Raw genomic sequence first — 24,341 nt, 5'->3', positions numbered from 1 at the left:
TTGGCATTTTGTATATACAAATATACGACTATTTCTTTAATTACACAAGTTATTTAAAGAAATTTCTTTACAATTATCATTTCAAATTTATAATTCGTGGTTTTGTAACAGGCGGGCATAGGTTAAAGTCTACTGCTTATAAAACTTTTTACCTTTACAGCGTTGTTGCCGTTACCCAAAAATACCCCTAAAATGAAATTAGCTACATTGCTGGTAGCCCTTATATTGCTGCCGGTTGCCCTATTGCATGCGCAGGATAAGCCCAGTACTTTAAAACTAACCCAAAGCCGTTTGAATGATACGCTGGTAGTTACCCACCAGGATACGCTGGCGCAAAAGGATCTTTATGATGTAATAAGGGCGGTATTTAACAAAAAGGGAACGGTTACCAATAAAGGCACCACGGTAATAGGCACTAAGCCCGTTTTTTCTGTTTTGCCTGCTGTGGGTTATACCCTGCAAACCAAACTGGCAGTAACATTATCCGGTAATGTTGCATTCCGTGTAGCGGGTAACTCCCGCATCTCTACCATATCTTCCAATTCGGCCTATACGCAAAACAAGCAGATCATCATCCCGGTACAATCTAATATCTGGACAGCGGGCGACAAATATAATTTTATAGGCGATTTTAAATATTATAAATATCCGCAGAGCACGTTCGGTTTAGGGTCGGATTCAAAAACAGCCAACGAAAACCCGATGGATTACACCCTGGTACGCTTTTATGAAACCGTGCTTACCCGCATTGTGGGTAACCTGTATGCCGGCGCAGGTTTTATTTTTGATAAGCATTATAACGTAAGCGAAAAGGGGAATCCCGATGGCAGCGTATCCGACTATGCGCGGTATGGCGAAAGTGCAAGCACGGTATCATCTGGCATCACATTAAACGCTTTGATAGATCTGCGCGATAATTCTATCAGCCCGGGCAAGGGCTTTTATGCCGGGGTGCAATTCAGGGATAATAAATCCTTTTTGGGGAGCACTTCGCCCTGGACATCATTAGTGATCGATGTGCGTAAGTATTACCATTTCCCGGCCTCATCAAATAATGTTATTGCCTTTTGGAGTTATAACTGGCTGGTGCTGAACGGAAAACCACCTTACCTGGACTTGCCCGCCAACACCTGGGACCAGTACAATGGCACCGGCAGGGGCTATATACAGGGCAGGTTTAGGGGGGCGCAGATGGTTTATCTGGAAAGCGAATACCGTTACCGGATCACGCACAACGGCCTGCTGGGCGGTGTGGCCTTTGTAAATGCCGAATCGTTTTCGGGCGCACCGGGCACTGATCTGCAGGGCATACAGCCGGGTTATGGCGCAGGGATGCGTATCAAATTAAACAAGGTATCAAAAACCAATATCGCAGTAGATTATGGTATGGGTAACCAGCATTCTAAAGGTGTTTTTGTAACCGTTGGCGAAATATTTTAAGTTTAAGCCGGGCAGTAAACCTGTGTGAAAATAATATGGCCTTTTTTAACAAAGCAGGCAAACCTTTGCACTTTTTTGTACGTATAATTAGTATTGTTAAAAAGTGTTAAATAATTAGGTTAAAAGGTTGCGCAGTGCATAATTAAAAATAATTATTTTGTAGATTTATAGCATCCATTTACCTATGCATTCAAAACGGTTTACTCCCTGGTATGTTTCGCTTGTGCTGCTCCTTTCGGTGCTGGCAACCGCATGCCAGAAAGATACCGGCGAACAGGCAATAGATCAAAAGAAAATAGCCCTGAGCGCCGACAGCGTTATCAGCACATCCTCACCGGATAATTTCCTGGCTACAGCAGGTACGCTTACCATTACCATGCAAGATTCTACCTACACGTTTGATGCTTCAAAAGACTCGGTTGCGTTTGTGAACATGAGTGTTGGCGGTAACCGTTATTTTGGCATAACCGCCATTAACAAGGCGCATACTTTAAGCTTTGGGGTAAGCTCAAAGGGTACCGCTACCGATAGCCTTACTAAACCTGTTGCCGGCGGCCAGTTGTTAATGATGGCCGATGTAATGCATACCAAACAATTCACCCTAACACAATACGCCGAACCGGGCGACGCAGGAAAGATAAACCTGGTTCAGTACCGCCAAAAGGATATGCTCGCTAAAGGCAACTTTTTCACTTTTCTGTCTAAAGATGATGAACCCAATTCATCCTTGTACCGGGTGGAGGGTACCTTTGATCTAAAGCTCAAAAAGCAGTAATTGCCACTGCTGTGTCGTAATGACACCTTAGTGTAAAAAACGTATTCTGCTTAAGCCAATCACCATTATAAAGCTAAAAATCGGGCTTTTTTGCATACCTTTACAAAAAACAAAAGGAGATTAATGAAAGTATTTATTGGAGGCCTTCCGTTAGAAGTAAGCGAGGCCGAACTAAATGCGGTTTTTGGTGATTTTGGGCCGGTTAAGTCCCTAAGAATTGTTAAGGACCGTGAGACAAAAGAGAGCAGGGGTTTTGGTTTTGTAGAAATGGTAAACGAAGATGAGGCCAAAGAAGCCATTCGTTGCATGAACGGACAAAGCTATTATGGCAAACGCATAACAGTTAACATCGCAGAGGATAAAGGCCCTGGTTTTAACGGTGGTGGTGGCAAAGGCGGTTTTAGCCGTAATTAAGCCTTATGATATTTCTTTAAATTGGATATAAAAGCTGGGTTTGCCCGGCTTTTTTTGTGCCTGTGTTTTTAAGTATGATAATATTTATTTTTTTAAGAAAGTTTTTTAGCCTACCGGCGTTGCTCTTAAAAATTATTTGTATCCTTGTCAAATCCTAAACTATTAACAAATTGCGCCTATTTGGAAATATAAACAGGCTATGGTTAAAGCTCACAGGCTCCACCAGCGAGTTCCCGTTGGAATTTAGGATCTTTCATTCTCTTTGCCTTTTGGCTATTATCGCCCTGGCATATAACGTTCCGTTTAACTATATAATTGGTTTGCCCTTTATTGCTTTAATAAGCCTGGTAACGCTTATTATATTTTCCGGGCTTTATTACTTGTCGCGCTATAAGCGTAAGGCTAAATCAACCATTACCGTATTCATTACCATAGGCAACCTGTTATTTGCCACTAATTTTATCTATAATTCCGGTACTTATGGCCCTACAGATCTGTTGATGGGGCTTTGTGTTTTTTTAGTGATATGCGTGGTGCCGCAAAAGCAACAAAAATTTTGGATAGGTGTAAACCTGGCTATTATTATGGTGATGCACCTGATTGAGTACTACAGGCCTTTATGGATACCTAATAACTATAACAGCCGAGAAAGCCGTTATCTGGACCTTACATCTGCTTATATCGTAGTAGTTATTGTAATATATTATACTATTACCTACCTCAGGCGTAATTACGATCACGAAAAACGTTCGGCGGCAGACAAGGCAAATGCCATTGTTATCCAGAATGGGCATATTACCCGGCAAAATCAGGAACTTGAACGGATCAATTCTGAAAAGAACAAACTCATGTCTATCATAGCGCATGACCTGCGCTCACCGTTGAGTAATATTCAGAATTATCTGGAACTGGTTACCGAATATGAACTGGAAACTACCGAACGACTGATGGTGGAAGGCGACCTGCTTAAGGTTACCCGCCGTACTATAGATATGCTGGGCAAATTGTTGATATGGTCAAAAGCACAAATGGATGGCGTAAATGTTAAACTTGGCTATGTTAATTTGCGTGATGCCTTGTTTAATACCATTGAACTGGAAAAATCTATAGCACTGAAGAAGGGAATTACCCTGGTGCCCGAACTGGACTGGGATATGCGGATTGTAGCTGATAGCGATATGTTGCAGTTGGTAACCCGGAATTTAATAAGCAATGCGATAAAATTCACCCCTCCAAACGGCAAAATCAGTTTCAAGGCTAAACAAATTGGTGGCGAGTGCTGGCTTATTATCCGTGATAACGGTGTAGGCATAAGTGCCGAGAAACAGGCAGATCTTTTTTCGCTGCAGGCACAATCTACCTTTGGTACCGATAACGAAAAGGGGGTAGGCCTGGGTCTGTTGCTTTGCAAGGAGTTTACCGAATTGCAAGGCGGCCGTATTTGGGTAGAGAGCAGCGTTGATGAAGGTACTGCTTTCTTTGTTTCTATGCCGGCGGGGAGTTAAGGTGAAAGAACATTATGTTTAATCCGGATAGTTTATTATCGAGTAATTACAGCTTTTTACTTTTGAATTTTTTACTTTTGACTTACTATGAGGCCCGGCGATAAAGTGATTTGCATTAATGATAAGATAGATCCTGATAAGAACGAGGAGATAAGGCGTGACTTTGAGATCTGGATCACTAAAGATAAAGAATATACTATCCGCGAAATATTAGACAATAACGGCATTGTAACCGGTGTACTGCTTGATGAAGTGCATAATTTCCCTAAATTTTTCAAACTGATCAATCGTTTCCAGGAACCTGCCTTCGCCATTTGGCGTTTTCGTAAGCTTAATTATGCAACCGCTCCTGCAGAAGCGGTAAGTGAGGTAGAAGAGCTGGCAGAAGCAGATCAGCAACAGGAAAAACTGGTTAAAACAAAGTAGCAAAATCACCAATTTTTTATTGTTTGTTCATTAACATAGCGGGTTGGGTCACTTATGATTCAAATAAATGCTACAATTAAAATCATGCTTATAATGCTGTTTGGCATAATTGCTACCAGTTTTTATCTGTAACTTCTGTTTCTACCAGTTGGGTAAGAATGGCCTTTAACAGCGCTTCCCGCGCCCACTGCTGCTCTGCAAGTGTAGCGTCTTGTTGATACCAGGTAATGGCCTCGTTGATCTGTACACGGGTTTTATAAACAAACTGTTTGTTGGGATGCAGGCGCTGGCCTTCGTAACTGTTTAAGTTTTCGGCCTTAATGATCTTGGCAAAGTTCTTTAGAGGAATATCAAGCTGCAGGCATTCTTCCAGCGAGTTCTTAAAGTCTTGCTTATCTTCCAGCCAAAGGGTAAGGGTGTCTTCGGTCAGATCGTGGTCTGCAATACTAATGCGGCTGTAGTTGTAATCTACCGTAATAATAAGCCACCATAATTGGTCCTTTAGTTTTTGTGTAATTTTTATCATAGCTGTTTTTATTTTATGGTTCATGGTAAAAAGAGAGCAGAAGTTTTAAGCTTTTAACTTAAATGGTGGCAGCCAGCCAGGCATATACTTTTGTATGGCTGCAATTTCTGCCTGATATTTATTGCAGGCGGTTAAATAGGCCCGATAACGCTCATCCAGTTCTTTGTTGGCTAATTGGCTTTTGCCATTTTTTTGTTTGGTACGCAGGGCAGAATGGGCTAAGTGCATATAAATGTTATTAATACTGTTTTATTCGGGTTATTAACTCTTTATGCCCGTTGAAAGGCTTAAAGGATATTCTTTAAATTCTGTAACTGCTTTATTTGTATTGTTGATTATTAGTTTTAAATTAGCAATTATCGAATGAACAAATATAAAGAAATATCTTTAATAAAATAAAGAAAAATCTGTAATTTATTTTTATTGAAATGGACGAGCTTTTAAAACCAAGTAAAATAAAAACCGTAAGGCCTGAAACTCTGGAGTTTATTATACTTTATAACCAGTTAAGAGGGCGGGCTTTTAACAACAACAGCGAGTTAGCCGAGGCATTAAGCTTTAATTCGGCCAGTTCTATTACCGAAATTATTAAGAGCCGGCAGAATATCGACCCCGAAAAATTGAAGACTTTTAAGGAAAAGTATGCTGAATATTTAGGCAATAAAAAAAGTGCTGATAAACCGGCAGTAGTCAGAAAAGAGGAAGGAATACCGATGTACGAAATTACAGCAACTGCATCTGGTGTAGAGGTTTATAATGATATTAATGATGCGCATCCGGTTGGCCGCATGAATTTCCCGGGGATTGAGGAGTGCGACTTTGCACTGCCGGTGTGGGGGCACTCGATGTACCCATATCTGGAGAACGGTTGCTGGGTTGCCCTCAAGATCATCAACGATAAAAAAATATTACCCGGTGAAGTGTATTATATAGAGTGGGGTGATTACCGTATGTACAAACGCCTGCTGGCCAGCGATAATCCCGAAGAGGTGATTGCCCACTCAGATAATGTAACAGAAATGGTTGGCGGCCGCTTAAAATATTCGCCTTTCCCCATCCGCATAGATGAAATTAAAAAGTTATGCCTGGTGAAGGATATTCATAAAAAGCATAACCATTAGTGAAACAGGATAGTACCAAACAAGTGGATTTGAAAAGCTCAATTGTAAAGGCCGCAATTATTGGGATAGCGTTTACCCTGCTGACTTTTTTTTACTACCATATTGATAAATTAATGCCCTTGTGGTTTTTGATCATAACACAGATAATGATCGCGGGGTTATTCATCACAATAGCTATCAATTGCATTAAACAAATAGTTGCTATTATTAAACAGCGTAAGTCGTTAATTGCAATGATGTTTTTGCCTTTATTGGTCTATTTATTTGTTGTTTTATTGCCATTGGGTTCATCAGAACGTTTTGAAAGTGATGTGAAGTTTCGCGCTTGTTATGAGGGGACACAAAACCAGGCTTCTATTAAATTTAGAAAAGACAAAACGTTTGAACTACATTGGACTGGTGTTTTCTTTTACAATGATTGGACTACCGGTAAATGGGAGCTTGAGGGGAATAAATTAACGCTTAATTATAATAGTAAAGCAACTGCTGTTTTAGGCAATAATTTATTGATTGATAGCGGCTATTTAGTACCACATGATAAGGAAGTAATAGCAAAAGAAAAAGGATTAAAAAGATTTTATATAGGATATTGTAAAGGAGAAAATTAGCCTAATTAATAAATAATCATGAGTATTCGTATTGCCACCTTATCTGATATTCCCGCCATTATGCAGATCATAACTGATGTGGTACCTATTATGCGTGCCGCCGGTAATTTGCAGTGGGACGATACCTACCCCAACCCACAGGTTTTTGAAGAAGATATTATAGCAGGGCAGCTTTGGGTAGCCGAAGTTGACGGCCAGATTGCCGGGGTAACGGCCATCACTACCGAGCAATATCCCGAATATGCACAGGTGGGTTTAGATATCAGCGAAGAAGCTATTGTTACGCACCGTTTGGCGGTTAGTCCGCGTTTTAGAGGCAGGGGGCTGGCGGCAGACCTGCTCCAACAAGCCGAAGTGGTAGCCCTGCAGCGCGGCATTCACACATTGCGTATAGATACCAATTCGCATAACCATGCCACGCAGCAGCTTTTCCCAAAATTGGGCTACAGTTTAAAAGGAGAGATCACGCTGCAATTTAGGCCGGGGTTAAAATTTGTATGTTTTGAAAAACGGCTGGATTAACAATGTATTATTCAAAAAATAAGCTAAACATAAAAGTATGCAACGTAAGCTTATTAATAGGCACTGCATAGGGGGTATTCTCTGCTACCAGCATATTGCCGAAGCTATTGGTCAATTTAATTTCGGGCGATAATTTAAAATATTCAAAATAGATATCAAAACCAAAACCTGCTTCGTAAGATGCATAACCTTTTACGTTCTGCAATAAACGTTCTGTAGGGGCGGTGTTGGCTGCATCTTTCTTAGAGCCGATTGCGCCTGAGTATTTCAGGCCGCCCACCAGGTATGCCCGCATATTCCCCACACGATCTGATTTTAATTTAAGTTGCAAGGGGAAATCAACTGTTGTAGCCTGTACCGATTTAATCACGTCCTGCTCTGGCAAAACGTAGGCGTAACTCACCGTTCTGTCAGAAAACACAAGCGAAGGGGTAATTCTGGCCTCTAAATGTTCGGTTAGGCGGTAGCGGGTTAAAAAGCCAACGGCAAAACCAGGTGTATTTTTTGAACTGATACTGTTTAACGGGCTGCTAACATTGGTATTAGTTTCCGGGTCTACAAAAGGCTGGCGCCAGTTGGGTTGTTTAATTATTTTAAAGCTGCTTTGTACGTAGGAGAATGAAAAACCAAAACTCAGGTCTGTTTGGTCGGCGCCGCCACCCCATGCCTGGGCAAACAAAAAGTTGCTGCAGCCCAACAAAACAATAAGTAGTAAAAGGCTTCTTTTTATCATTTAATACCTGTGTAAATAGAACAGATACCAAACGCTAAAGGGCGGCATTTGGTATCTTTAAAGCCGGCTTTTTGCATCAGACCGGTAAACGTTGCGCCATCCGGAAAAGCCGCCACAGACTCCGGCAGATAGGTATATGCCCTGGCATCTTTAGAAAAAAGCTTGCCTATGCCCGGCGTTATGTAATTAAAATAAAACGCATAAAGCTGTTTTACAGGGAACTTTTTCGGCTTAGAAAACTCCAGCACTACAGCTTTGCCACCTGGTTTTAATACCCTGTTTATATCTGCCAGGCCTTTCTCCAGGTTTTCAAAATTGCGTACACCATAGGCTACGGTAACGGCATCAAATTCATCGGCTCCAAAAGGTAATTTTTCAGAATCGCCAAGTTTTACCTCAAACTTGTCGGCCAGGTTGCGTTTAGCGATCTTCTGATCGGCAATATCCAGCATCCCGCGAGAAATATCCACACCCACAATTTTTTTGGGTTTTAAGATCTTAAGGGCCTCAAAGGCAAAATCACCTGTTCCGGTAGCTACATCCAGTATTAATTGTGGCTTATCGTTTTTTAATTCATTAATAGCCTTCTTACGCCAGATGATATCTATCCCCAGCGACATAAAATGGTTCAAAAAATCGTAAGTTTTTGAAATGTTGTTAAACATATCGGCTACCTGCTCTTTTTTGGTGCCCTGCTGGTTTTGGTATGGTATTACGGTTTTGCTCATGAGTATGGCGCAAAGATAAGTTTTTGTGGTTGATAGTACATAGTTGATGGCTGATAGTGAAATTATGATAATGTATTTACTTTGCCTTCATTAAAACATCAGTAATAACAAGGTATTCTCACTATGGACTATGGACTATGGACTATGGACTATGGACTATGGACTATGGACTATGGACTATGGACTATGAGTTTAAGCGCCAGCCCAACGGCAAAGGCTATAAATAAACTCAGCAATGTACCAATCAGCAGGTATTCTGTTTTAACCTCTTCATTAGTGCTGTTGTAGCGTAAAATGCTTTTGCCCGTTATTAATAAGCCTATAGCTTCATAATGGTTTTGGTACACCAGCAGGCATATTAAAATACGTTCAATTATCCCAATGTATTTTCCGGCATTTTTTAAGCCTGCAGGCACTGCCCAATGTTTGGTAGCCTGGCCTATAATGATGGATGAGGGCAGGGTTAAGAAGAATGCGGCCAAGGTAAATGCCCAAAAATTACTGTTTTTATAAAAATCAATCACCTCTTGCATCGCCGGCCTATTGGCATCAAATACAAACAGCCAGCTGATAACGATAACTAAAATGTGCAGTGCCTGGCTTATAATAAAATTAATAAAGCTTGGTTTAGCGTAAGTTTTTGCCACGTCTATCAGGCCGTTTATAATGGTGATGATCAGCACAATCACCCAATAATTAAAGCCTACAAGCATTATTGCTGTAACACCGCTAACCAAAATGTGCAGGTACAAATATTTCGATCTTATTTTTCGCTGTTCTTTATCCTTAACCCATTTGGCAGGTTGCCACCAAAAGTCGCTTATCAGATGAGCGAGTAATAATTTCATCAGCCATATTACACTATTTTCCATGCTGTAGTTGGTTGGTTAATACTTCAAATTTATGAAGTACGCTTTTAATTTTATCATATCGCGCGGCCTTTACCTGCTTGCTTATTGTTGCGGTTGATAAGGCCAGTTGATGGGCTGTTTCTACCTGGGTTTTACCTGATAGTAAAAGAAAAAGTATTTGTGCTTGTTTGGCGGTTACTTGTTCCAGCAAGGTGTCGGTATATTCAGCAATAATATCATAGGTAAAATCGGCATCCTTGTCACCTGCGGTAATATACAAACGCTGTGTAGTGTTTTGCAGCCGCGTAAAGCTTCTGCCCGATTGTACTAAAAGTTCATCCATACTTGATCTCAGGTCAATTTGCTTTGATTGCAGGTTGCCAATATTGATGCTCACCCTTATGTCTACCCGTAACCGGCCAGAACATTGGATGGCCAATAATCTGCTTTTTATACATTGCATCAACGCGTCGCCGGGTTGTTTTATAAGCACCCTGAAACTATCACCGTTGTAAAAGTCTTTATTATCAGTTTTAAAAAGATTTTTAAGATCGCCTATCAGTTTATCAAATCCTTGTTGGTTAAGTGATGATGAATTAACGATATCAGCAGTAAATATTGCATTCATAACAGTAGCCTATAATTTTTTGCATTAGCATTATAAGGCTAATATAATAATTATTAGCATTAAAAAGCTAATTTTATTGATATTAGCTTTAATGGGCTAAATTTATTGGCTACTGATGATTGGAGATATTATTAAAAAATTTATATCTTCACTTTTCGGCATCCTTGCCCTGTTAAACTTAACAATAATAACACCTAACGCACCAACTATGAAAGAAAATTCTGAAGCATCCCGCAGGGGCTTTATAAAGAAACTGGCTACTACCGCCGCCGCTGTAACTGCAGGCAGTGGTTTATTGGCAGCAGATAAGCATAGCTTTCATTATCTTAAACAAAAGTATAATCAATACGGGCCTAACAACCAGGTAAATATTGCCCTGATAGGTGCCGGCGGTATGGGTACGCAGGATGCTATTGTTGCTTTACAGGTGCCCGGCGTAAAGTTGGTTGCCGTGTGCGACCTTTATGACGGCCGCCTGAAAGAAGCAAAAACCCGTTGGGGAGCAGATATTTATACCACTAAAATTTATAAAGAGATCTTAAACCGAAAGGATATTGATGCCGTGATTATAGCCACGCCCGATCATTGGCACCAGCAAATTTCTGTAGATGCCATGCATGCAGGCAAACATGTTTATTGCGAAAAACCAATGGTACATTCGGTAGCCGAAGGGCCTGCAGTGATCAAGGCGCAAAAAGAAACCGGCAAGATCTTCCAGGTGGGGAGCCAGGGGGTATCGTCTTTAGGGAACGAGAAAGCCCACGAATTGTTAAAAAGCGGTGCCATTGGCGAACTGAATTATGCCGAGGGCTTTTGGGCGCGCAGGGCACCTGTTGAGGTTTGGCAATACCCCATTCCTGATGATGCATCGGCACAAACGGTAGATTGGGAAACCTACGTAAGCAATACCCAAAAACGCCCTTATGATTCCAAACGGTTTTTCCGCTGGCGGAATTATACCGATTACGGTACAGGTATGGCGGGCGACTTATTTGTGCACCTGTTTAGCAGCCTGCATTTTATTACAGGCTCTATGGGCCCGAATAAAATTTATGCATCGGGCGGCTTGCGTTACTGGAATGATGGCCGCGAAGTGCCTGATGTTTTATTAGGCACGTTTGATTACGGCAAAACGGTTTCGCACCCGGCCTTTAACCTGTCGTTACGCTGCAACTTTGTGGATGGTACCAGCGGCACTACCTATCTTAAACTGGTAGGCAGCGAAGGCTCTATGGATATTACCTGGGATAGCGTTACCCTGAAACGTAATAAGGTGATAGCTTCTGATGATCCTTTTTATCTGGAAAAGATGCGCAAGGCGGGGCAAACCGACTCTGGCCGCAAGCATATTTTACCCCCTGAAGAAATTACCTTTAATGCAGAGAAAGGTTACCTGGGCGGCCCATACGACCATATGAACAACTGGATCACCGCTATCCGCACCAATGGTAAAGTTACCGAGGATGCTGTTTTTGGATACCGCGCAGCAGCACCGGCATTGCTGTGTAATGATAGCTATTACAAAAACACCCCCATGTTTTGGGACCCGGAAAAAATGAAAGTTGCGAAGTAAAATGCAAGTGATGAATATAGCCCAAACATGGATTTAATGTGATGATCAGATCGAGACATTTTCGGATAGGTGCTATACTGCTGGCTATTATCCCTATGTTGCTTTTAGATATAAGCGAGTATTATGTGGCCTGGCAAAAAGAGGTGCGGGAACCCATTATAGATATTGTACAAATTCATACTGATATCAGTAAAGCTCAAAAAGCCGGAATATTGGATAGGGTATTTGAAAGGAACCAAAGCCTTGTACAAATTTCGGCAATAAAAGGCGGTTTAAGCCTGCTGTTTTTATTTATCGGTGTTTACCTGCTGATGATTTTTGCTAAAAAAGAAAAACCATCATTTTTAAATCCTGCTTTAACCATTGCAGGCCTGATAGCGGTGTTTATGGCATCGAAGATATTGATTGCAATGACGGTAAATACTCAGGCCGGGGCAAATTTTATTACAGTTGATGCCGGCGAAACATCTTTTAAAAGTATCATCAGCAAAAATTTTAAAGGCAAAGTAGTATATGTAGATTTTTGGGGTACCACCTGCGGCCCATGTTTAATGGAGTTTGATGATTTTACACATCCGGTAAAAGAGCATTATAAAAACCGGAGTGATTTGGCTTATCTGTACATATCTGGTGGCAACAGATATATCTGGAAAAAACAAATAGCTAAGTTTCGGGTAACGGGTTTTCACCTGTTTTTAGAAGAGAAAGAGTATAACAACCTTTACCGTAATGCAATAGGTAACGATACGGCTATGGTATTAATGCCCCACTATTTAATTATCAACAAACAGGGGGAAGTAGATATTCCGGCTGCTGCAAGGCCAAGCGACCAGAAAGTATTGTTTGCACAATTGGATAATGCTTTAAATAAGTAAACATAATAGCTTTAACCGCCTGAAAAAAGCAGTTAAAGCTATTATGTATTAAAATTAATAAAATTTTGGCAGCGGGTTTAACCGGGTATCCTGGCGTTGGTGCCAGTAGGGGTATATCGGGTCGCGGTCGCTGGCGGTGTCCAATTTCTTAACCTGGTCGGTAGTAAGGTTCCAGCCAACAGCATCCAGATTTTGTTTTAACTGCTCCCCGTTGCGGGCGCCAATAATAATGTTGGCAACTGTTGGGCGCTGTAATAACCAGTTGATGGATACCTGCGCAACAGATTTGCCCGTTTCTTCTGCAACTTCATCCAAGGCATCTACAATAGTATAAAGGCGTTCCATATCCGTTTCCGGGCCGTGGCTGCCGCCTTGTGCGCGGCGGTTATCCTGCGGGATAGGCTGCCCGTGGCGAAATTTCCCACCCAACTGGCCGGATGCGAGCGGGCTCCATACGATGGTGCTTACATGCTGATCAATACCCAGCGGCATCAACTCCCATTCAAACTCGCGGTCTAATAACGAGTAGTAGGCCTGGTGCGCAATATATTTGGCCCAGCCATAACGTTCAGATACCGAAAGCGATTTCATTAAATGCCAACCCGAAAAATTAGAGCATGCAATGTAGCGGATCTTACCGCTGCTGATCAGGTTATCTAATGTACGCAGGGTTTCTTCAACCGGGGTGTTGCCATCAAAGCCATGCAGATGAAAAATATCAATATGATCCGTATTTAAACGGCGCAGGCTATCCTCTACCGAATTTAGTAAATGAAAGCGGGACGAACCGTAATCATTCTCGCCATCGCCCATTTTAAAGGTAGCTTTGGTGGATATCAGTACGCGGTTGCGCAGGCCTTCCAGCGCTTTGCCCAAAATCTCTTCAGATACCCCGCCGGAGTAAACGTTGGCTGTATCAAAAAAATTAACACCCGCATCAAGGCAAAGGTGAATTAGTTTTTTGGCATCATCTAACTGGGTGTTGCCCCAGGCTTTGAAAAAATCTCCTTCGCCGCCAAAAGTAGCTGTTCCAAAACTTAGTACCGGTACGTTTAAGCCCGATCCGCCTAATTTTCTGTATTCCATACGTATATGTTTTGTGGTTTGATGTTTTGTAGTTTCAAATTTCGCAGATAGTTTTAAGGTTTATATCATGCTAATAACATAAAAGGATTTTTTTGAAATTGTGGTAAACTGTGCTTAGGGTAGAAGCACCTTTGGTAGTGCTCTTTGTCTGAACCGTGATTATGGGATTATAGGATTTACATGATTCTTCTTTTGTTTTCTTTCTTGTTTATACAAAGCAGCTTTAAATACGTAAAGTCATTCTGAAATTCATAAATTATAAAAATTCGGGTTGAGACGAAAGAAGTATCCTCCCAAGCTATCCTTACGGTAAAAAGACAAATATTCAACATAAAAAACATAATTTCGTTGCCGATAGTTAATATTATCTATGGCAAAAATTGCATTAATAACAGGCGCTACCGCAGGGATAGGCGAGGCCTGTGCCCACACATTTGCACGCGAAGGATACAACCTGATACTTACCGGCCGCCGTATGGACAGGCTGGAACAACTTGCGCAGCATTTAAACGATAAATATAACGCAGAGGTGGCGGTATCATCCTTTGATATCCGTAACCGCGAGCAGGTTGTGCAACATCTGGAGGGCTTACCCGCGCGTTGGAAAAAGGTTGATATACTGGTGAATAATGCCGGCCTTAGCCAGGGACTGGACCCGATACAGAACGGCAGTTACGACGATTGGGACACCATGATAGATACCAATATAAAAGGCTTGCTTTATGTAAGCCGCGTAGTATCAAACTGGATGATAACGAACGGTAGCGGCCACATCATTAATTTAGGGTCGATAGCCGGTAAAGAGGTTTACCCTAACGGTAATGTATATTGCGCTACCAAGCACGCGGTTGATGCCTTAAATAAAGGTATGCGCCTGGACCTGAATGATAAAGGCATCCGCGTGTCGGCCATCCATCCCGGTGCTGTAGAAACCGAGTTTTCTGAAGTGCGCTTTAAAGGTGATAAAGACCGTGCTAAAAAAGTATATGAAGGTTTTGAGCCATTAGTTGCTGTGGATGTTGCCGAAACAATTTGGTTTGTGGCATCGCGCGCGGCCCATATCAACATCAACGATCTGGTTATTATGCCAACCGCACAGGCAAGTGCAACCAATATTTTCAGGAAGCATAGTTAAGTCGGAAAGTCGGTGAAGTCCGATAAGTCCGAAAAAATAAAAGACATATGATTCATTTATTATACATTACACACCCGGACTTTCTGACTTATCGGACTTCCGGACTAAAATCAAAACCATGTCACTAATTACCCAAATAGACCAGGATATAAAACAAGCTATGCTGGCAAAACAGCCGGATCGCCTTAGGGGGCTTCGTGCCATCAAATCGGCATTACTGTTAGCTAAAACAGAAAAAGGCGCTGCTGAAGAGCTTACCGCGGACGCCGAAATAAAAGTATTGCAAAAGCTGATCAAACAGCGTAAAGAATCTGCCGATATTTACAAAACCCAGGGCCGCGAAGATCTGTACGAGATTGAAATGGCCGAAATGTATGTGATAGAGCCCTACCTGCCGCAGCAAATGAGCCGTTTTGAGATAGAAGGTTTTATACAAGAGGTTATTGAAAGGCTTGGCGTTACATCTGTAAAAGATATGGGCCGCGTAATGGGCGTTGCCAATAAAGAGCTTGCAGGCCGTGCCGATGGCAAAACGGTTTCTGAGGTGGTTAAACAACTGTTAGGTTAATTACACGGTAATAATTATTAGCACAAAGGCTGGCAAACTATTTTAATAATTATAATTTTACAACAATTCGGGCTGTTATTAAACACAGGCTTGATATATTTACAACAATACTTACACCGGCTACACTATGGATTTTGTGCTTAAAGAAGAAAAGGGTTTCAGTTACATCGAGGAGGGGCAGGGCGAACCACTACTGCTACTTCACGGCTTAATGGGCGCTTTAAGCAATTGGGATGATGTTATTCGCGAATTTAGCCCCAATTACCGGGTTATAATTCCTGTTTTACCTATATATGATCTGCCTTTGCTCACAACGGGGGTACGTGCGTTATCAAAATTTGTACATAAGTTCATTAAATTTAAGCAGCTTAACAATGTTGTACTTTTAGGCAACTCCTTGGGTGGCCATGTTGGTTTGGTTTATGTTTTGGCGCATCCGGGCTATGTTAAGGCGCTTGTTTTAACAGGCAGTTCGGGTTTATATGAAAATGCTTTCGGCGGTTCTTTCCCCAGGAGGGAGAGTATAGATTTTGTGCGCGAAAAAGTGCAATACACTTTTTACGACCCTAAAACGGCCACAGAAGACATGGTAGAGGAAATTTTTCACACCATAAACGACAGGCACAAGGTGATCAGGATACTGGCTATGGCTAAATCGGCCATCAGGCATAATATGAAAAACGAGTTGCGCAAAATAACGATGCCCGTATCATTAATATGGGGTAAAGATGATAAAATTACCCCGCCAGAGGTAGCAATAGAATTTAACGAGCTATTGCCAAACTCCGAATTGCACTGGGTGGATAAATGCGGCCATGCCCCGATGATGGAGCAGCCCGCAGAATTTAATAAATACCTGAAACTGTTTTTAGATAAAATAAAAAAATAAGGAGCCTCACCCAAACCCTCCCCAAAGGAGGGGGCTTTAAGAAATTAAAAGTTTCCCCATCGGGAGAGATTTAGAGGGGGCCTCTTTTAAATAAAACAAACTATGCTTGCAATTGAGCTGATATCTGACGCGATACCACCGGTACATACTTCTGATACGATACAGAAGGTGTTTGACCGTATGGCAGAATTTCGTGTTTGCCATTTGCCAATTGTAAACGAGGAGCAGTTTCTGGGCCTGCTGAGTGAGGATGACCTGATAGAAGAAACGGATTATAATGCGCCGGTAGGGTCGTTGGCTTTATCGCTGGTAAACCCCTATGTGTTAGAGGAGCAGCATATTTATGATGTTATCCGCCTTTTTTACGAGCGACAGCTAAGTGTGGTGCCGGTTTTAAACACTAAAAAGGACTACCAGGGTATGATCTCTATCAACACCATGAACGAGTACTTTGCCAAGCTTACCTCGGTATCCGAGCCGGGCGGCATCATTGTGCTGGAAGTGGATAACAAAAACAACTCGTTGGCGCACATGTCGCAAGTGGTAGAATCTGACAATGCCCAGATCCTGAGCTCATACACGCGTACTTTCCCGGACAGCACCAAAATTGAAGTTACCCTTAAAGTGAACAAGCAGGATATCTCCAATATACTGGCCACATTTTTACGCTATAATTACGACGTAAAGGCAACCTTTAACTTTACCGACCATAACGATAACTCGATGGACAGGTTTGATTCGTTCATGAATTACCTGAATTTGTAACGCACAATATGAAAATAGCAGTTTACGGCAGGCAGTTTAATGATCCATCGGTGTTTCCATACGTTCGCCAGGTTTTTGATAGCCTTACCCAGCATAATGTAGAGATTTGTGTGCATCCCCAGCTTAAAGAATATTTGCAAGGGAATATCGATACATCTGCTTACAAGCTGTTAAACTGCAGCCAATCTGTCAAAAAAGATATTGACGTATTTCTAACCCTTGGGGGCGATGGTACGCTGCTGGATATGGTTACCCAGATCCGTGATTCGGGCATACCCGTTATCGGTATAAATTTTGGCCGCCTTGGTTTTTTGGCCAGTATCAATAAAAGCGATATAGCCGCAGCTATACACGCCGTGGTAAATAAGGAATTCACGCTGGATAGCCGCGAACTGTTGGTGATAGATTCTGAAGAGAAGGTTTTTGGCGATGATAATTTTGCCCTGAATGATGTAACTATCCACAAACGGGATGATAGCGCCATGATAACCACCCACGTATCATTGGATGGTGAATTTTTAAACTCCTATTGGGGCGATGGTATCATTATATCCACGCCAACAGGTTCAACAGCTTATTCGTTAAGTTGTAACGGGCCTATTATGTTCCCGCAGTCAAACAGTATTGCGCTAACCCCGGTTGCACCGCATAACTTAAATGTTAGGCCGGTGGTACTGCCAGATACCAGTACATTAACGGTTGATATTGATTACCGTGGCAATAACTATATCGTATCGTGCGATAGCCGCACCGTTATTATGGATAAACCCATCCAATTTAAAGTTTATAAGGCCGGCTTTAAGCTGAATTTGATCCGCCTTAATAATGAAAGTTACTTATCTACGTTAAGGAAAAAGCTATTATGGGGTTTAGATGCCCGTAATTATTAAATTTGCCCTTAATGCCCAAGTATTTAACAGCTGTACTGTTTGTTTTACTATCTATCAGCGCTAAAGCCCAAACCTGGGAAATAGGGGGTGAGGTAGGGGCTGCAGGCTACATTGGCGATTTAAATGTTAATAACCCTGTTAAACCAAGCGGCGGGCAGGCCGGTTTTTTTATTAAACGCAATTTCGACAGGTATATAGCCCTTAAACTTAATTACACTTACGGCCAGATAAGCGGCGATGACGCAAAATCAAACAGCCAGCAGTTTCGCGATCGTAATTTGAATTTTACCACCCCCTTAAAAGAACTTAGCCTGATGGCCGAGTTTAATTTTATGAGTTACATACCCGATGCCGGTAAAAACCTGTACACACCTTATATATATGCAGGGGCTGGTTTAACCGCTTTTGCCCCGCGTACAATTTATAACGGCGATGTGGTTGGTTTGCGCCCGCTGCGTACCGAGGGGCAGGCTGCCGAGTATGCAAAGAATGCGATTGTAATACCATTTGGGGCAGGCATTAAGTATAATTTTTCGGGTAAGTGGACGGTAGCTGCTGATCTGGGTTATCGCTATACCAATACCGATTATCTGGATGATGTGAGTGGTTCTTATGCTAATAAAAACCAGTTTGGTTCTAAAAATGTAGCAAGGGCACTCTCAGACCGTTCTGGCGAAGTAACGGGTGTTTATATTGGCGCCCAGGGTGTGCAGCGTGGCGATTACCGCCCTCGTGATTTTTACATGTTTGTTGGCTTCACTGTATCCTACACTTTTGTGACAGACAAATGTTACTTTTAAATATTTAATATTGATATTTAATATTAAACAGAATTAAATTCTGTTTAAATGCTTTTTGTTGTACATTTATATGTTGATAATAAATAATCGATTATTTCACCTAAAATGTACAACAATGGCCGAATTAAATTCAACACCCGAAAAACAGGGTAAAAATCCCCGCGCAAAAAAAACAAACTTAAGGGTAGATCTTACCGCAATGGTAGATCTGGCATTTTTACTGATCACTTTTTTTATACTGACCACAACCCTTAGCAAACCTAAAGCTATGGAATTGAACATGCCAGTAGGTAAAAGTAGCGAGCCCGTACCCGCATCCAGAACCATGACCATTTGCCTGGGCAGTAACAATCAGGCCATGTATTATCTTGGCCAGGCAGAAAAGCCGGTACTTGAAGCAAAAATTACCAATTACAGCAACAGGGGCCTGCGCAAAGCTATTGTTGCAACCCGCAGTTATGTAAAGCAAACTACAGGCAAAAGCATAATAGTAGTGATCAAGCCCGCCCAAACCTCTGTCTACGAAAATCTGGTGAATACGCTTGACGAAATGAAAATAACCGATGTACAGCAATTTGCTATTGCCGATATTGCGCCTAAGGATATTAGCTTGCTGAAGGATAAGCAGGCTTATTAATAAATGTTTGTTGAATTTTAAGCATCGTGATTTTATTAATTACGGTGCTTTTTTATTTATGTTGATAAAAAATGGGTTATAATTTTGCTTCCCTTGCCCGTGTTGTTAACTACACTCCACCATGCTTATAGGATATGTTATCTGTAGGTATATTACTGCATCATATTTCAATTGCAGCACACCTTATTACGCTTTATCCCCAAAAATTCTTGTTTATTTCTTTTTCTGCGCATACTAAAATAAATACAATTAAGTTTTACCTTTGTCACCTGAAAAAAATAGCATAAGTTATTGAAAGCTTTGCTGAAAACGTTTTAATTTTAACAAAGCAATAGGCGCTACAGTTGCAAAAGCAATTGTTAACACCGTTCGGGAAATGAGTTATAAGGACCAGATAGATCTTCAGAAATTACCCCGCCATATAGCAGTTATTATGGATGGTAACGGCAGATGGGCAAAGGGTAAAGGCAAATTACGTGTGTTTGGCCATCATAACGGGGTGTTATCAGTAAGGGATATTGTAGAAAGCGCAGGCGAACTGGGGATAGAGTATTTAACCTTATACACTTTTAGCGCCGAAAACTGGAGCCGGCCCAAGTTTGAGGTAACCGCCATAATGGAGTTACTGATAAGCACATTGAATAAAGAAATTGCCAAACTGCAAAAAAATAATGTGCGCCTTAATGCCATTGGCGATCTGCAGATGCTGCCCGGTAAATGCCACCAGGAATTACAACATGCAATTGATAAAACAGCCGGCAATACCGGCCTGGTACTTACACTTGCGTTAAGCTACAGCTCGCGCGGCGAGATTGTAAATGCAGCCAGGGCCTTGGCCGTAAAAGTGCAAAGCGGGGAAATACAACCTGCTGATATTGATGAAAAATTGTTTGAAAATAATTTATATACCGGCGGTATGCCCAACCCCGAACTATTGATTAGGACGAGTGGCGAATACCGCATAAGTAACTATTTATTATGGCAAATTGCCTATGCCGAGCTGTACTTCACTGCAAAACTCTGGCCCGACTTTAGGCGGGAAGACCTGTATGAAGCCATATTGGATTACCAGAAACGCGAGCGCCGTTTTGGGATGACCAGCGAGCAGGTAAACTAAATTTTTACTTTTAACACTTTTTAACAACTGTATAAATTATTTTTAGCCCACTAAAATATTCGAATGAATAAAGTTTTTTTTGCTCTTCTCTTCACTTTTATAAGTACTGCAGCCCTGGCGCAGATTGGTGGCCAAAAGCAATCTGCCTTATCCGGCGGCTCTATACCTGCCGATAGTTTAAGCTACCTTAACCCCAAAGATTATATCATTGGTGATATTACCGTATCCGGTGCAAAATATTTGAATAAGGATGTTTTGCTTACAATATCCAAATTAAATAAGGGCGATAAGATCAATCTGCCCGGCGAACAAAATGCCAACGTAATAAAGGATCTTTATAAACAAGGCCTTTTTGATGACGTGCAACTGAATGTTACCCGCATCAACATGGATACCATTTACCTGGAAATTGCGGTTGTTGAGCGCCCTCGATTATCCCGGCTGCATATCACCGGGATCCGCAAAGGCGAAATTGAGGATGTAAACAAAAAACTGAGTGATAAAACAGGCAAAATTGTTAACGAAAACCTGTTAAGCACCACAAAGGCCATCATTAAAAAACATTTTAACGAAAAGGGTTACCTTAATACTACCGTTACCATTAAACAAACTAAAGACCCTGGCGACGAGAACAGCGTGATATTGGATGTGGCTGTCGACAAAAAATCTAAGGTGAAGATTAACAGCGTAACGTTTGAAGGTAATAAGGCCTTTAGTGATAGTAAGCTGCGTAAATTCCTTAAAAATACCCGGGTTAAAAAGTTCTATAATATATTCGGCTCTAAAAAGTTTAAGCAGGATAAGTACGAAGAGGATAAGCAAACCCTGATAGAAAAAATGCAGGCAAAGGGTTATCGCGATGCCGAAGTAGTAAGCGATACCGTTACCAAACATGATGAGAAAACCGTAGATGTAAAAATTAAGGTTTACGAAGGCCCTAAATATTACTTTGGTAAGATCAATTTTTCTGGCAACGCACGTTACGCAACAGATATACTTACGCGTGTATTGCAAATAGAAAAAGGGCAGGTATTTAGCGAGGAAGAATTAAACAAGCGTTTAACAGGCCCAACGCCAAATAATGATGACGTATCATCTTTATATTTAAATGATGGTTACTTAACCTTTAATGCCGACCCTGTACAAACCAGGATCCACAATGATACGGTTGATCTGGATATCCGCATCTACGAGGGCCCGCAATACACTATTAACCGCGTAATATTAAAGGGTAATGATGTTACTAATGATAAGGTGGTAATGCGCGAGATTCGTACCAAACCCGGCCAAAAGTTCAATAAAGAATTATTGATACGCAGTGCGCGCGAAATTGGCCAGTTGGGTAACTTTGATGAGCAAAAAACCGAGCCAAGGCCAACAAACATCAATCCTGCCGATGGTACGGTTGATTTGGTTTACAACGTGGTAGAAAAACCAAGCGACCAGATAGAGCTGTCGGGTGGTTTTGGTGGCGGCCAGTTGGTGGGTACCTTAGGTTTAACTTTCAATAACTTCGCATTACGCAACTTGTTTAACCTAAAAGCCTACAAGCCATTGCCAAAAGGCGACGGGCAGAAACTGAGCTTAAGGGGGCAATCGAGCGGGCGTACGTACCAAAACTTTTCATTCACCTTTTCCGAGCCGTGGTTGGGGGGTAAAAAACCAATTTATTTTGCCGTATCTGCCTATACGCAAGGAAGCTCTACAGGCCAGTATTATGCCAAAACAGATAGCAGATACAATAAACTACGTATTAATGGTGTTGGTGTAACTTTGGGTAAGCGTTTAAACTGGCCTGATAATTATTTTCAGTTGAACTACTCGTTGAATTTTGACCATTACGATCTGGATAACTATGGTGGTTATCTGTTCCAGAACGGTACGTCATACAACATCAAATTAACTCAGGAACTTAGCCGTAACTCGGTCGATGTGCCTATTTATCCAACATCAGGTTCAAATATTAAGTTAACCATACAGGCAACACCGCCATATTCATTATTTAATAATGTTAATTACAAGGTTGCCACACCCGAAGAAAGGTACCATTTTGTTGAGTACTATAAATGGAAGTTTGATGCGCAGTGGTTTCAGCGTATAACCGGTAAGCTGGTATTAATGTCGCAGGTGCGTTTCGGTTACCTGGGCCAGTATAATAAACTGGTTGGTCCGTCACCGTTCGAGCGCTTTAAGCTGGGTGGTGATGGTATGCAAAGCTATCAGTTTTTGCAAGGTACAGATATCATAGGCTTGCGTGGTTACGAAAACTTCTCTATTGTACCGGTAGGTTCAAATCTTAATGCCAACACCAACCAGGGTAGTGCTATTTATAACAAATACACCATGGAGTTAAGGCACCCGGTAATTGCGAGTCAGTCGGCAACTATTTTCTTGCTGGCATTTGCAGAAGGCGGTAACGTTTGGGATAATTTTAGCCAGTTTAATCCGTTTAATGTTAGGCGGTCGGCAGGTGTTGGTGCCAGGATATTTTTACCGATATTTGGTTTGTTAGGTTTAGATTACGGTTACGGTTTCGACAAGATCCCCGGCCAGTCTGACGCCAACAAAGGTCACTTCCATTTTACAATTTCACAAAGTTTAAGCGGAGGATTTAATTAAATTTGCACAGCAGATTATGAAAAAAATAATTTTAATACTTTTTGTAACGTTTACAACCTGCACGGCAGCGCTGGCGCAACGTTTTGCTTATGTTGATTCTGATTATATATTAAAGCACATGCCAGAATATGCTTCGTCTCAAAAGCAGCTGGCGTCTGTGTCAGAAAGTTGGCAAAAAGATGTTGACGCACGTTTTCAGGAAATAGACAGGCTTTATAAAGCTTACCAGGCCGACCAGGTTTTAATGACGCCTGATATGCGCAAACGCCGCGAGGCAGAGATAGTGGATAAAGAGAAGGCCGCTAAAGATTACCAGCGCCAGATCTTCGGTCCGGATGGCGAACTATCTAAAAAAAGCACTTCGCTGATTAAACCAATTCAGGATAGGGTGTCTAAAGCCATACAAGCCGTTGCCGAAAGCGAAAACCTGGATATGATATTTGATAAAAACAGCGAGGTTATCATGTTATATTCAAACCCGCGTTACAACAAAAGTGACGATGTAATTACACGTTTAGGCTTAAAACCGGGTGTACTTGCCAAATAATTATTTTTATATTTACAATCAGAACTATTATTAAACACAGAAGAACACAAATGAAAAAACTATTTAAAGTTGCTTTAGTTGCAGCAGGAATGTTATTTGCAGGCAACTTTGCCCAGGCACAATCAAAAATTGGCCACATTAATTTTCAGCAGTTAATTGACTTAATGCCCGAAACTAAAACAGTAAAATCTCAGCTCGAAATTTACCAAAAACAGTTTATCGATCAATTAACATCGATGAATGGCGAATACCAAACTAAGGGCCAGGCATACCAAACCAAAAGAGCTACCATGACAGATGCCGCGCGTGGTGCAGCAGAAACCGAATTACAGGATCTGGCTAAACGCTTGCAGGATTATCAGCAATCATCACAACAACAGGTAGAAGCAAAACAACGCGAGTTGGGTAAACCTTTAATTGATAAAGCACGCGGTGCTGTTGAAGCAGTAGCAAAAGAAAAAGGTTACGGTTATGTATTAGATACAACCAGCGAGTACCTGGTGGTATCACCTGCTGCTGATGACCTGATGGCAGCTGTAAAGCTTAAATTAGGATTAAAATAA

28 protein-coding genes are annotated in these 24,341 nt (G+C 41.5%); 21 read left to right on the top strand and 7 right to left on the bottom strand.

Features of this window, described 5'->3' with window-relative positions; all coding sequences use genetic code 11:
- Window positions 1-192 precede the first annotated feature (192 nt).
- The 5 genes from E2R65_RS03265 (at window position 193) to E2R65_RS03245 (ending at window position 4,560) form a co-directional block, all read left to right on the top strand.
- Window positions 193-1,440: a BamA/TamA family outer membrane protein gene (locus tag E2R65_RS03265; protein WP_134335036.1), complete on the top strand. Its 1,248-nt coding sequence runs from the start codon at window positions 193-195 to the stop codon at window positions 1,438-1,440.
- A gap of 184 nt (window positions 1,441-1,624) precedes the next feature.
- Complete coding sequence (locus E2R65_RS03260) at window positions 1,625-2,215, top strand: hypothetical protein (protein WP_134335035.1); 591 nt, start codon at window positions 1,625-1,627, stop codon at window positions 2,213-2,215.
- Window positions 2,216-2,338: 123 nt separating this feature from the next.
- Entirely contained in the window at window positions 2,339-2,629 is a 291-nt protein-coding gene (locus E2R65_RS03255) for an RNA recognition motif domain-containing protein (RefSeq protein WP_134335034.1), read from the top strand.
- A gap of 269 nt (window positions 2,630-2,898) precedes the next feature.
- Entirely contained in the window at window positions 2,899-4,134 is a 1,236-nt protein-coding gene (locus E2R65_RS03250; protein WP_229704603.1) for a sensor histidine kinase, read from the top strand.
- Between the two features lie 87 nt (window positions 4,135-4,221).
- On the top strand, window positions 4,222-4,560 hold the full coding sequence (locus E2R65_RS03245; RefSeq protein ID WP_134335032.1) for a hypothetical protein: 339 nt from the start codon (window positions 4,222-4,224) through the stop codon (window positions 4,558-4,560).
- Between the two features lie 112 nt (window positions 4,561-4,672).
- Here the strand turns inward: E2R65_RS03245 and E2R65_RS03240 are convergent, their stop codons facing one another.
- Both E2R65_RS03240 and E2R65_RS03235 read right to left on the bottom strand, forming a co-directional pair.
- A complete protein-coding gene (locus E2R65_RS03240; protein ID WP_134335031.1) occupies window positions 4,673-5,086 on the bottom strand; it encodes a hypothetical protein in 414 nt (137 codons plus the stop codon).
- Between the two features lie 45 nt (window positions 5,087-5,131).
- Window positions 5,132-5,314: a hypothetical protein gene (locus tag E2R65_RS03235; protein ID WP_134335030.1), complete on the bottom strand. Its 183-nt coding sequence runs from the start codon at window positions 5,312-5,314 to the stop codon at window positions 5,132-5,134.
- Between the two features lie 200 nt (window positions 5,315-5,514).
- Between E2R65_RS03235 and E2R65_RS03230 the strand changes: the two genes are divergently transcribed.
- From E2R65_RS03230 to E2R65_RS03220, 3 genes are read left to right on the top strand one after another with little or no spacing between them, the layout of a single operon-like run.
- Window positions 5,515-6,207, top strand: a complete 693-nt coding sequence (locus tag E2R65_RS03230) for a S24 family peptidase (protein ID WP_134335029.1) — start codon at window positions 5,515-5,517, stop codon at window positions 6,205-6,207.
- Window positions 6,207-6,815, top strand: coding sequence for a hypothetical protein (locus E2R65_RS03225; protein WP_134335028.1), 609 nt, complete (start codon window positions 6,207-6,209; stop codon window positions 6,813-6,815). Before E2R65_RS03230 ends, E2R65_RS03225 begins: the two co-directional genes overlap by 1 nt.
- Before the next feature lie 18 nt (window positions 6,816-6,833).
- Window positions 6,834-7,337: a GNAT family N-acetyltransferase gene (locus E2R65_RS03220; protein WP_134335027.1), complete on the top strand. Its 504-nt coding sequence runs from the start codon at window positions 6,834-6,836 to the stop codon at window positions 7,335-7,337.
- Between the two features lie 7 nt (window positions 7,338-7,344).
- Here the strand turns inward: E2R65_RS03220 and porT are convergent, their stop codons facing one another.
- The 4 genes from porT to E2R65_RS03200 all read right to left on the bottom strand — a co-directional run bounded on the left by porT (window position 7,345) and on the right by E2R65_RS03200 (window position 10,277).
- A complete protein-coding gene (porT, locus tag E2R65_RS03215; RefSeq protein ID WP_134335026.1) occupies window positions 7,345-8,070 on the bottom strand; it encodes a type IX secretion/gliding motility protein PorT/SprT in 726 nt (241 codons plus the stop codon).
- Window positions 8,067-8,798 (bottom strand): bifunctional demethylmenaquinone methyltransferase/2-methoxy-6-polyprenyl-1,4-benzoquinol methylase UbiE, encoded by a 732-nt coding sequence (gene ubiE, locus E2R65_RS03210; protein ID WP_134335025.1) that lies wholly within the window; start codon window positions 8,796-8,798, stop codon window positions 8,067-8,069. Before ubiE ends, porT begins: the two co-directional genes overlap by 4 nt.
- Before the next feature lie 170 nt (window positions 8,799-8,968).
- The gene (locus tag E2R65_RS03205) at window positions 8,969-9,670 is read right to left on the bottom strand and encodes a DUF3307 domain-containing protein (RefSeq protein WP_134335024.1); all 702 of its coding nucleotides are present in this window, start codon (window positions 9,668-9,670) and stop codon (window positions 8,969-8,971) included.
- Complete coding sequence (locus E2R65_RS03200; RefSeq protein WP_134335023.1) at window positions 9,660-10,277, bottom strand: helix-turn-helix transcriptional regulator; 618 nt, start codon at window positions 10,275-10,277, stop codon at window positions 9,660-9,662. Before E2R65_RS03200 ends, E2R65_RS03205 begins: the two co-directional genes overlap by 11 nt.
- Before the next feature lie 208 nt (window positions 10,278-10,485).
- Here E2R65_RS03200 and E2R65_RS03195 point away from each other — a divergent pair, with 208 nt between their 5' ends.
- Both E2R65_RS03195 and E2R65_RS03190 read left to right on the top strand, forming a co-directional pair.
- Complete coding sequence (locus E2R65_RS03195) at window positions 10,486-11,850, top strand: Gfo/Idh/MocA family protein (RefSeq protein WP_134335022.1); 1,365 nt, start codon at window positions 10,486-10,488, stop codon at window positions 11,848-11,850.
- Between the two features lie 41 nt (window positions 11,851-11,891).
- Complete coding sequence (locus E2R65_RS03190) at window positions 11,892-12,725, top strand: TlpA family protein disulfide reductase (protein WP_134335021.1); 834 nt, start codon at window positions 11,892-11,894, stop codon at window positions 12,723-12,725.
- 54 nt (window positions 12,726-12,779) lie between these two features.
- On the opposite strand, the gene E2R65_RS03185 is transcribed toward E2R65_RS03190, so the two are convergent.
- On the bottom strand, window positions 12,780-13,811 hold the full coding sequence (locus tag E2R65_RS03185) for an aldo/keto reductase (RefSeq protein WP_134335020.1): 1,032 nt from the start codon (window positions 13,809-13,811) through the stop codon (window positions 12,780-12,782).
- A 370-nt stretch (window positions 13,812-14,181) separates the two neighbouring features.
- On the opposite strand from E2R65_RS03185, the gene E2R65_RS03180 reads away from it, so the two are divergent.
- The 11 genes from E2R65_RS03180 to E2R65_RS03130 all read left to right on the top strand — a co-directional run bounded on the left by E2R65_RS03180 (window position 14,182) and on the right by E2R65_RS03130 (window position 24,341).
- The gene (locus E2R65_RS03180) at window positions 14,182-14,946 is read left to right on the top strand and encodes an SDR family oxidoreductase (RefSeq protein ID WP_134335019.1); all 765 of its coding nucleotides are present in this window, start codon (window positions 14,182-14,184) and stop codon (window positions 14,944-14,946) included.
- 118 nt (window positions 14,947-15,064) lie between these two features.
- Window positions 15,065-15,514, top strand: a complete 450-nt coding sequence (locus E2R65_RS03175; protein ID WP_134335018.1) for a GatB/YqeY domain-containing protein — start codon at window positions 15,065-15,067, stop codon at window positions 15,512-15,514.
- Window positions 15,515-15,641: 127 nt separating this feature from the next.
- Entirely contained in the window at window positions 15,642-16,403 is a 762-nt protein-coding gene (locus tag E2R65_RS03170; RefSeq protein ID WP_134335017.1) for an alpha/beta fold hydrolase, read from the top strand.
- Window positions 16,404-16,505: 102 nt separating this feature from the next.
- Window positions 16,506-17,168, top strand: a complete 663-nt coding sequence (locus E2R65_RS03165; RefSeq protein WP_134335016.1) for a CBS domain-containing protein — start codon at window positions 16,506-16,508, stop codon at window positions 17,166-17,168.
- A gap of 8 nt (window positions 17,169-17,176) precedes the next feature.
- On the top strand, window positions 17,177-18,058 hold the full coding sequence (locus E2R65_RS03160; RefSeq protein WP_134335015.1) for an NAD kinase: 882 nt from the start codon (window positions 17,177-17,179) through the stop codon (window positions 18,056-18,058).
- An 11-nt stretch (window positions 18,059-18,069) separates the two neighbouring features.
- Complete coding sequence (porG, locus tag E2R65_RS03155; protein ID WP_134335014.1) at window positions 18,070-18,858, top strand: type IX secretion system protein PorG; 789 nt, start codon at window positions 18,070-18,072, stop codon at window positions 18,856-18,858.
- 115 nt (window positions 18,859-18,973) lie between these two features.
- The gene (locus E2R65_RS03150) at window positions 18,974-19,495 is read left to right on the top strand and encodes an ExbD/TolR family protein (RefSeq protein ID WP_134335013.1); all 522 of its coding nucleotides are present in this window, start codon (window positions 18,974-18,976) and stop codon (window positions 19,493-19,495) included.
- Between the two features lie 376 nt (window positions 19,496-19,871).
- On the top strand, window positions 19,872-20,612 hold the full coding sequence (locus E2R65_RS03145; protein ID WP_134335012.1) for an isoprenyl transferase: 741 nt from the start codon (window positions 19,872-19,874) through the stop codon (window positions 20,610-20,612).
- A 63-nt stretch (window positions 20,613-20,675) separates the two neighbouring features.
- Window positions 20,676-23,231, top strand: a complete 2,556-nt coding sequence (gene bamA / locus E2R65_RS03140) for an outer membrane protein assembly factor BamA (protein ID WP_134335011.1) — start codon at window positions 20,676-20,678, stop codon at window positions 23,229-23,231.
- Window positions 23,232-23,247: 16 nt separating this feature from the next.
- Window positions 23,248-23,778, top strand: a complete 531-nt coding sequence (locus tag E2R65_RS03135; RefSeq protein WP_134335010.1) for an OmpH family outer membrane protein — start codon at window positions 23,248-23,250, stop codon at window positions 23,776-23,778.
- A gap of 50 nt (window positions 23,779-23,828) precedes the next feature.
- Window positions 23,829-24,341 (top strand): OmpH family outer membrane protein, encoded by a 513-nt coding sequence (locus E2R65_RS03130; protein ID WP_134335009.1) that lies wholly within the window; start codon window positions 23,829-23,831, stop codon window positions 24,339-24,341.

Origin of the sequence: Mucilaginibacter phyllosphaerae (genome assembly GCF_004378255.1) — a bacterium.
GTDB lineage: Bacteria > Bacteroidota > Bacteroidia > Sphingobacteriales > Sphingobacteriaceae > Mucilaginibacter > Mucilaginibacter phyllosphaerae.
This window is presented reverse-complemented; position numbering and strand designations above follow the sequence as displayed.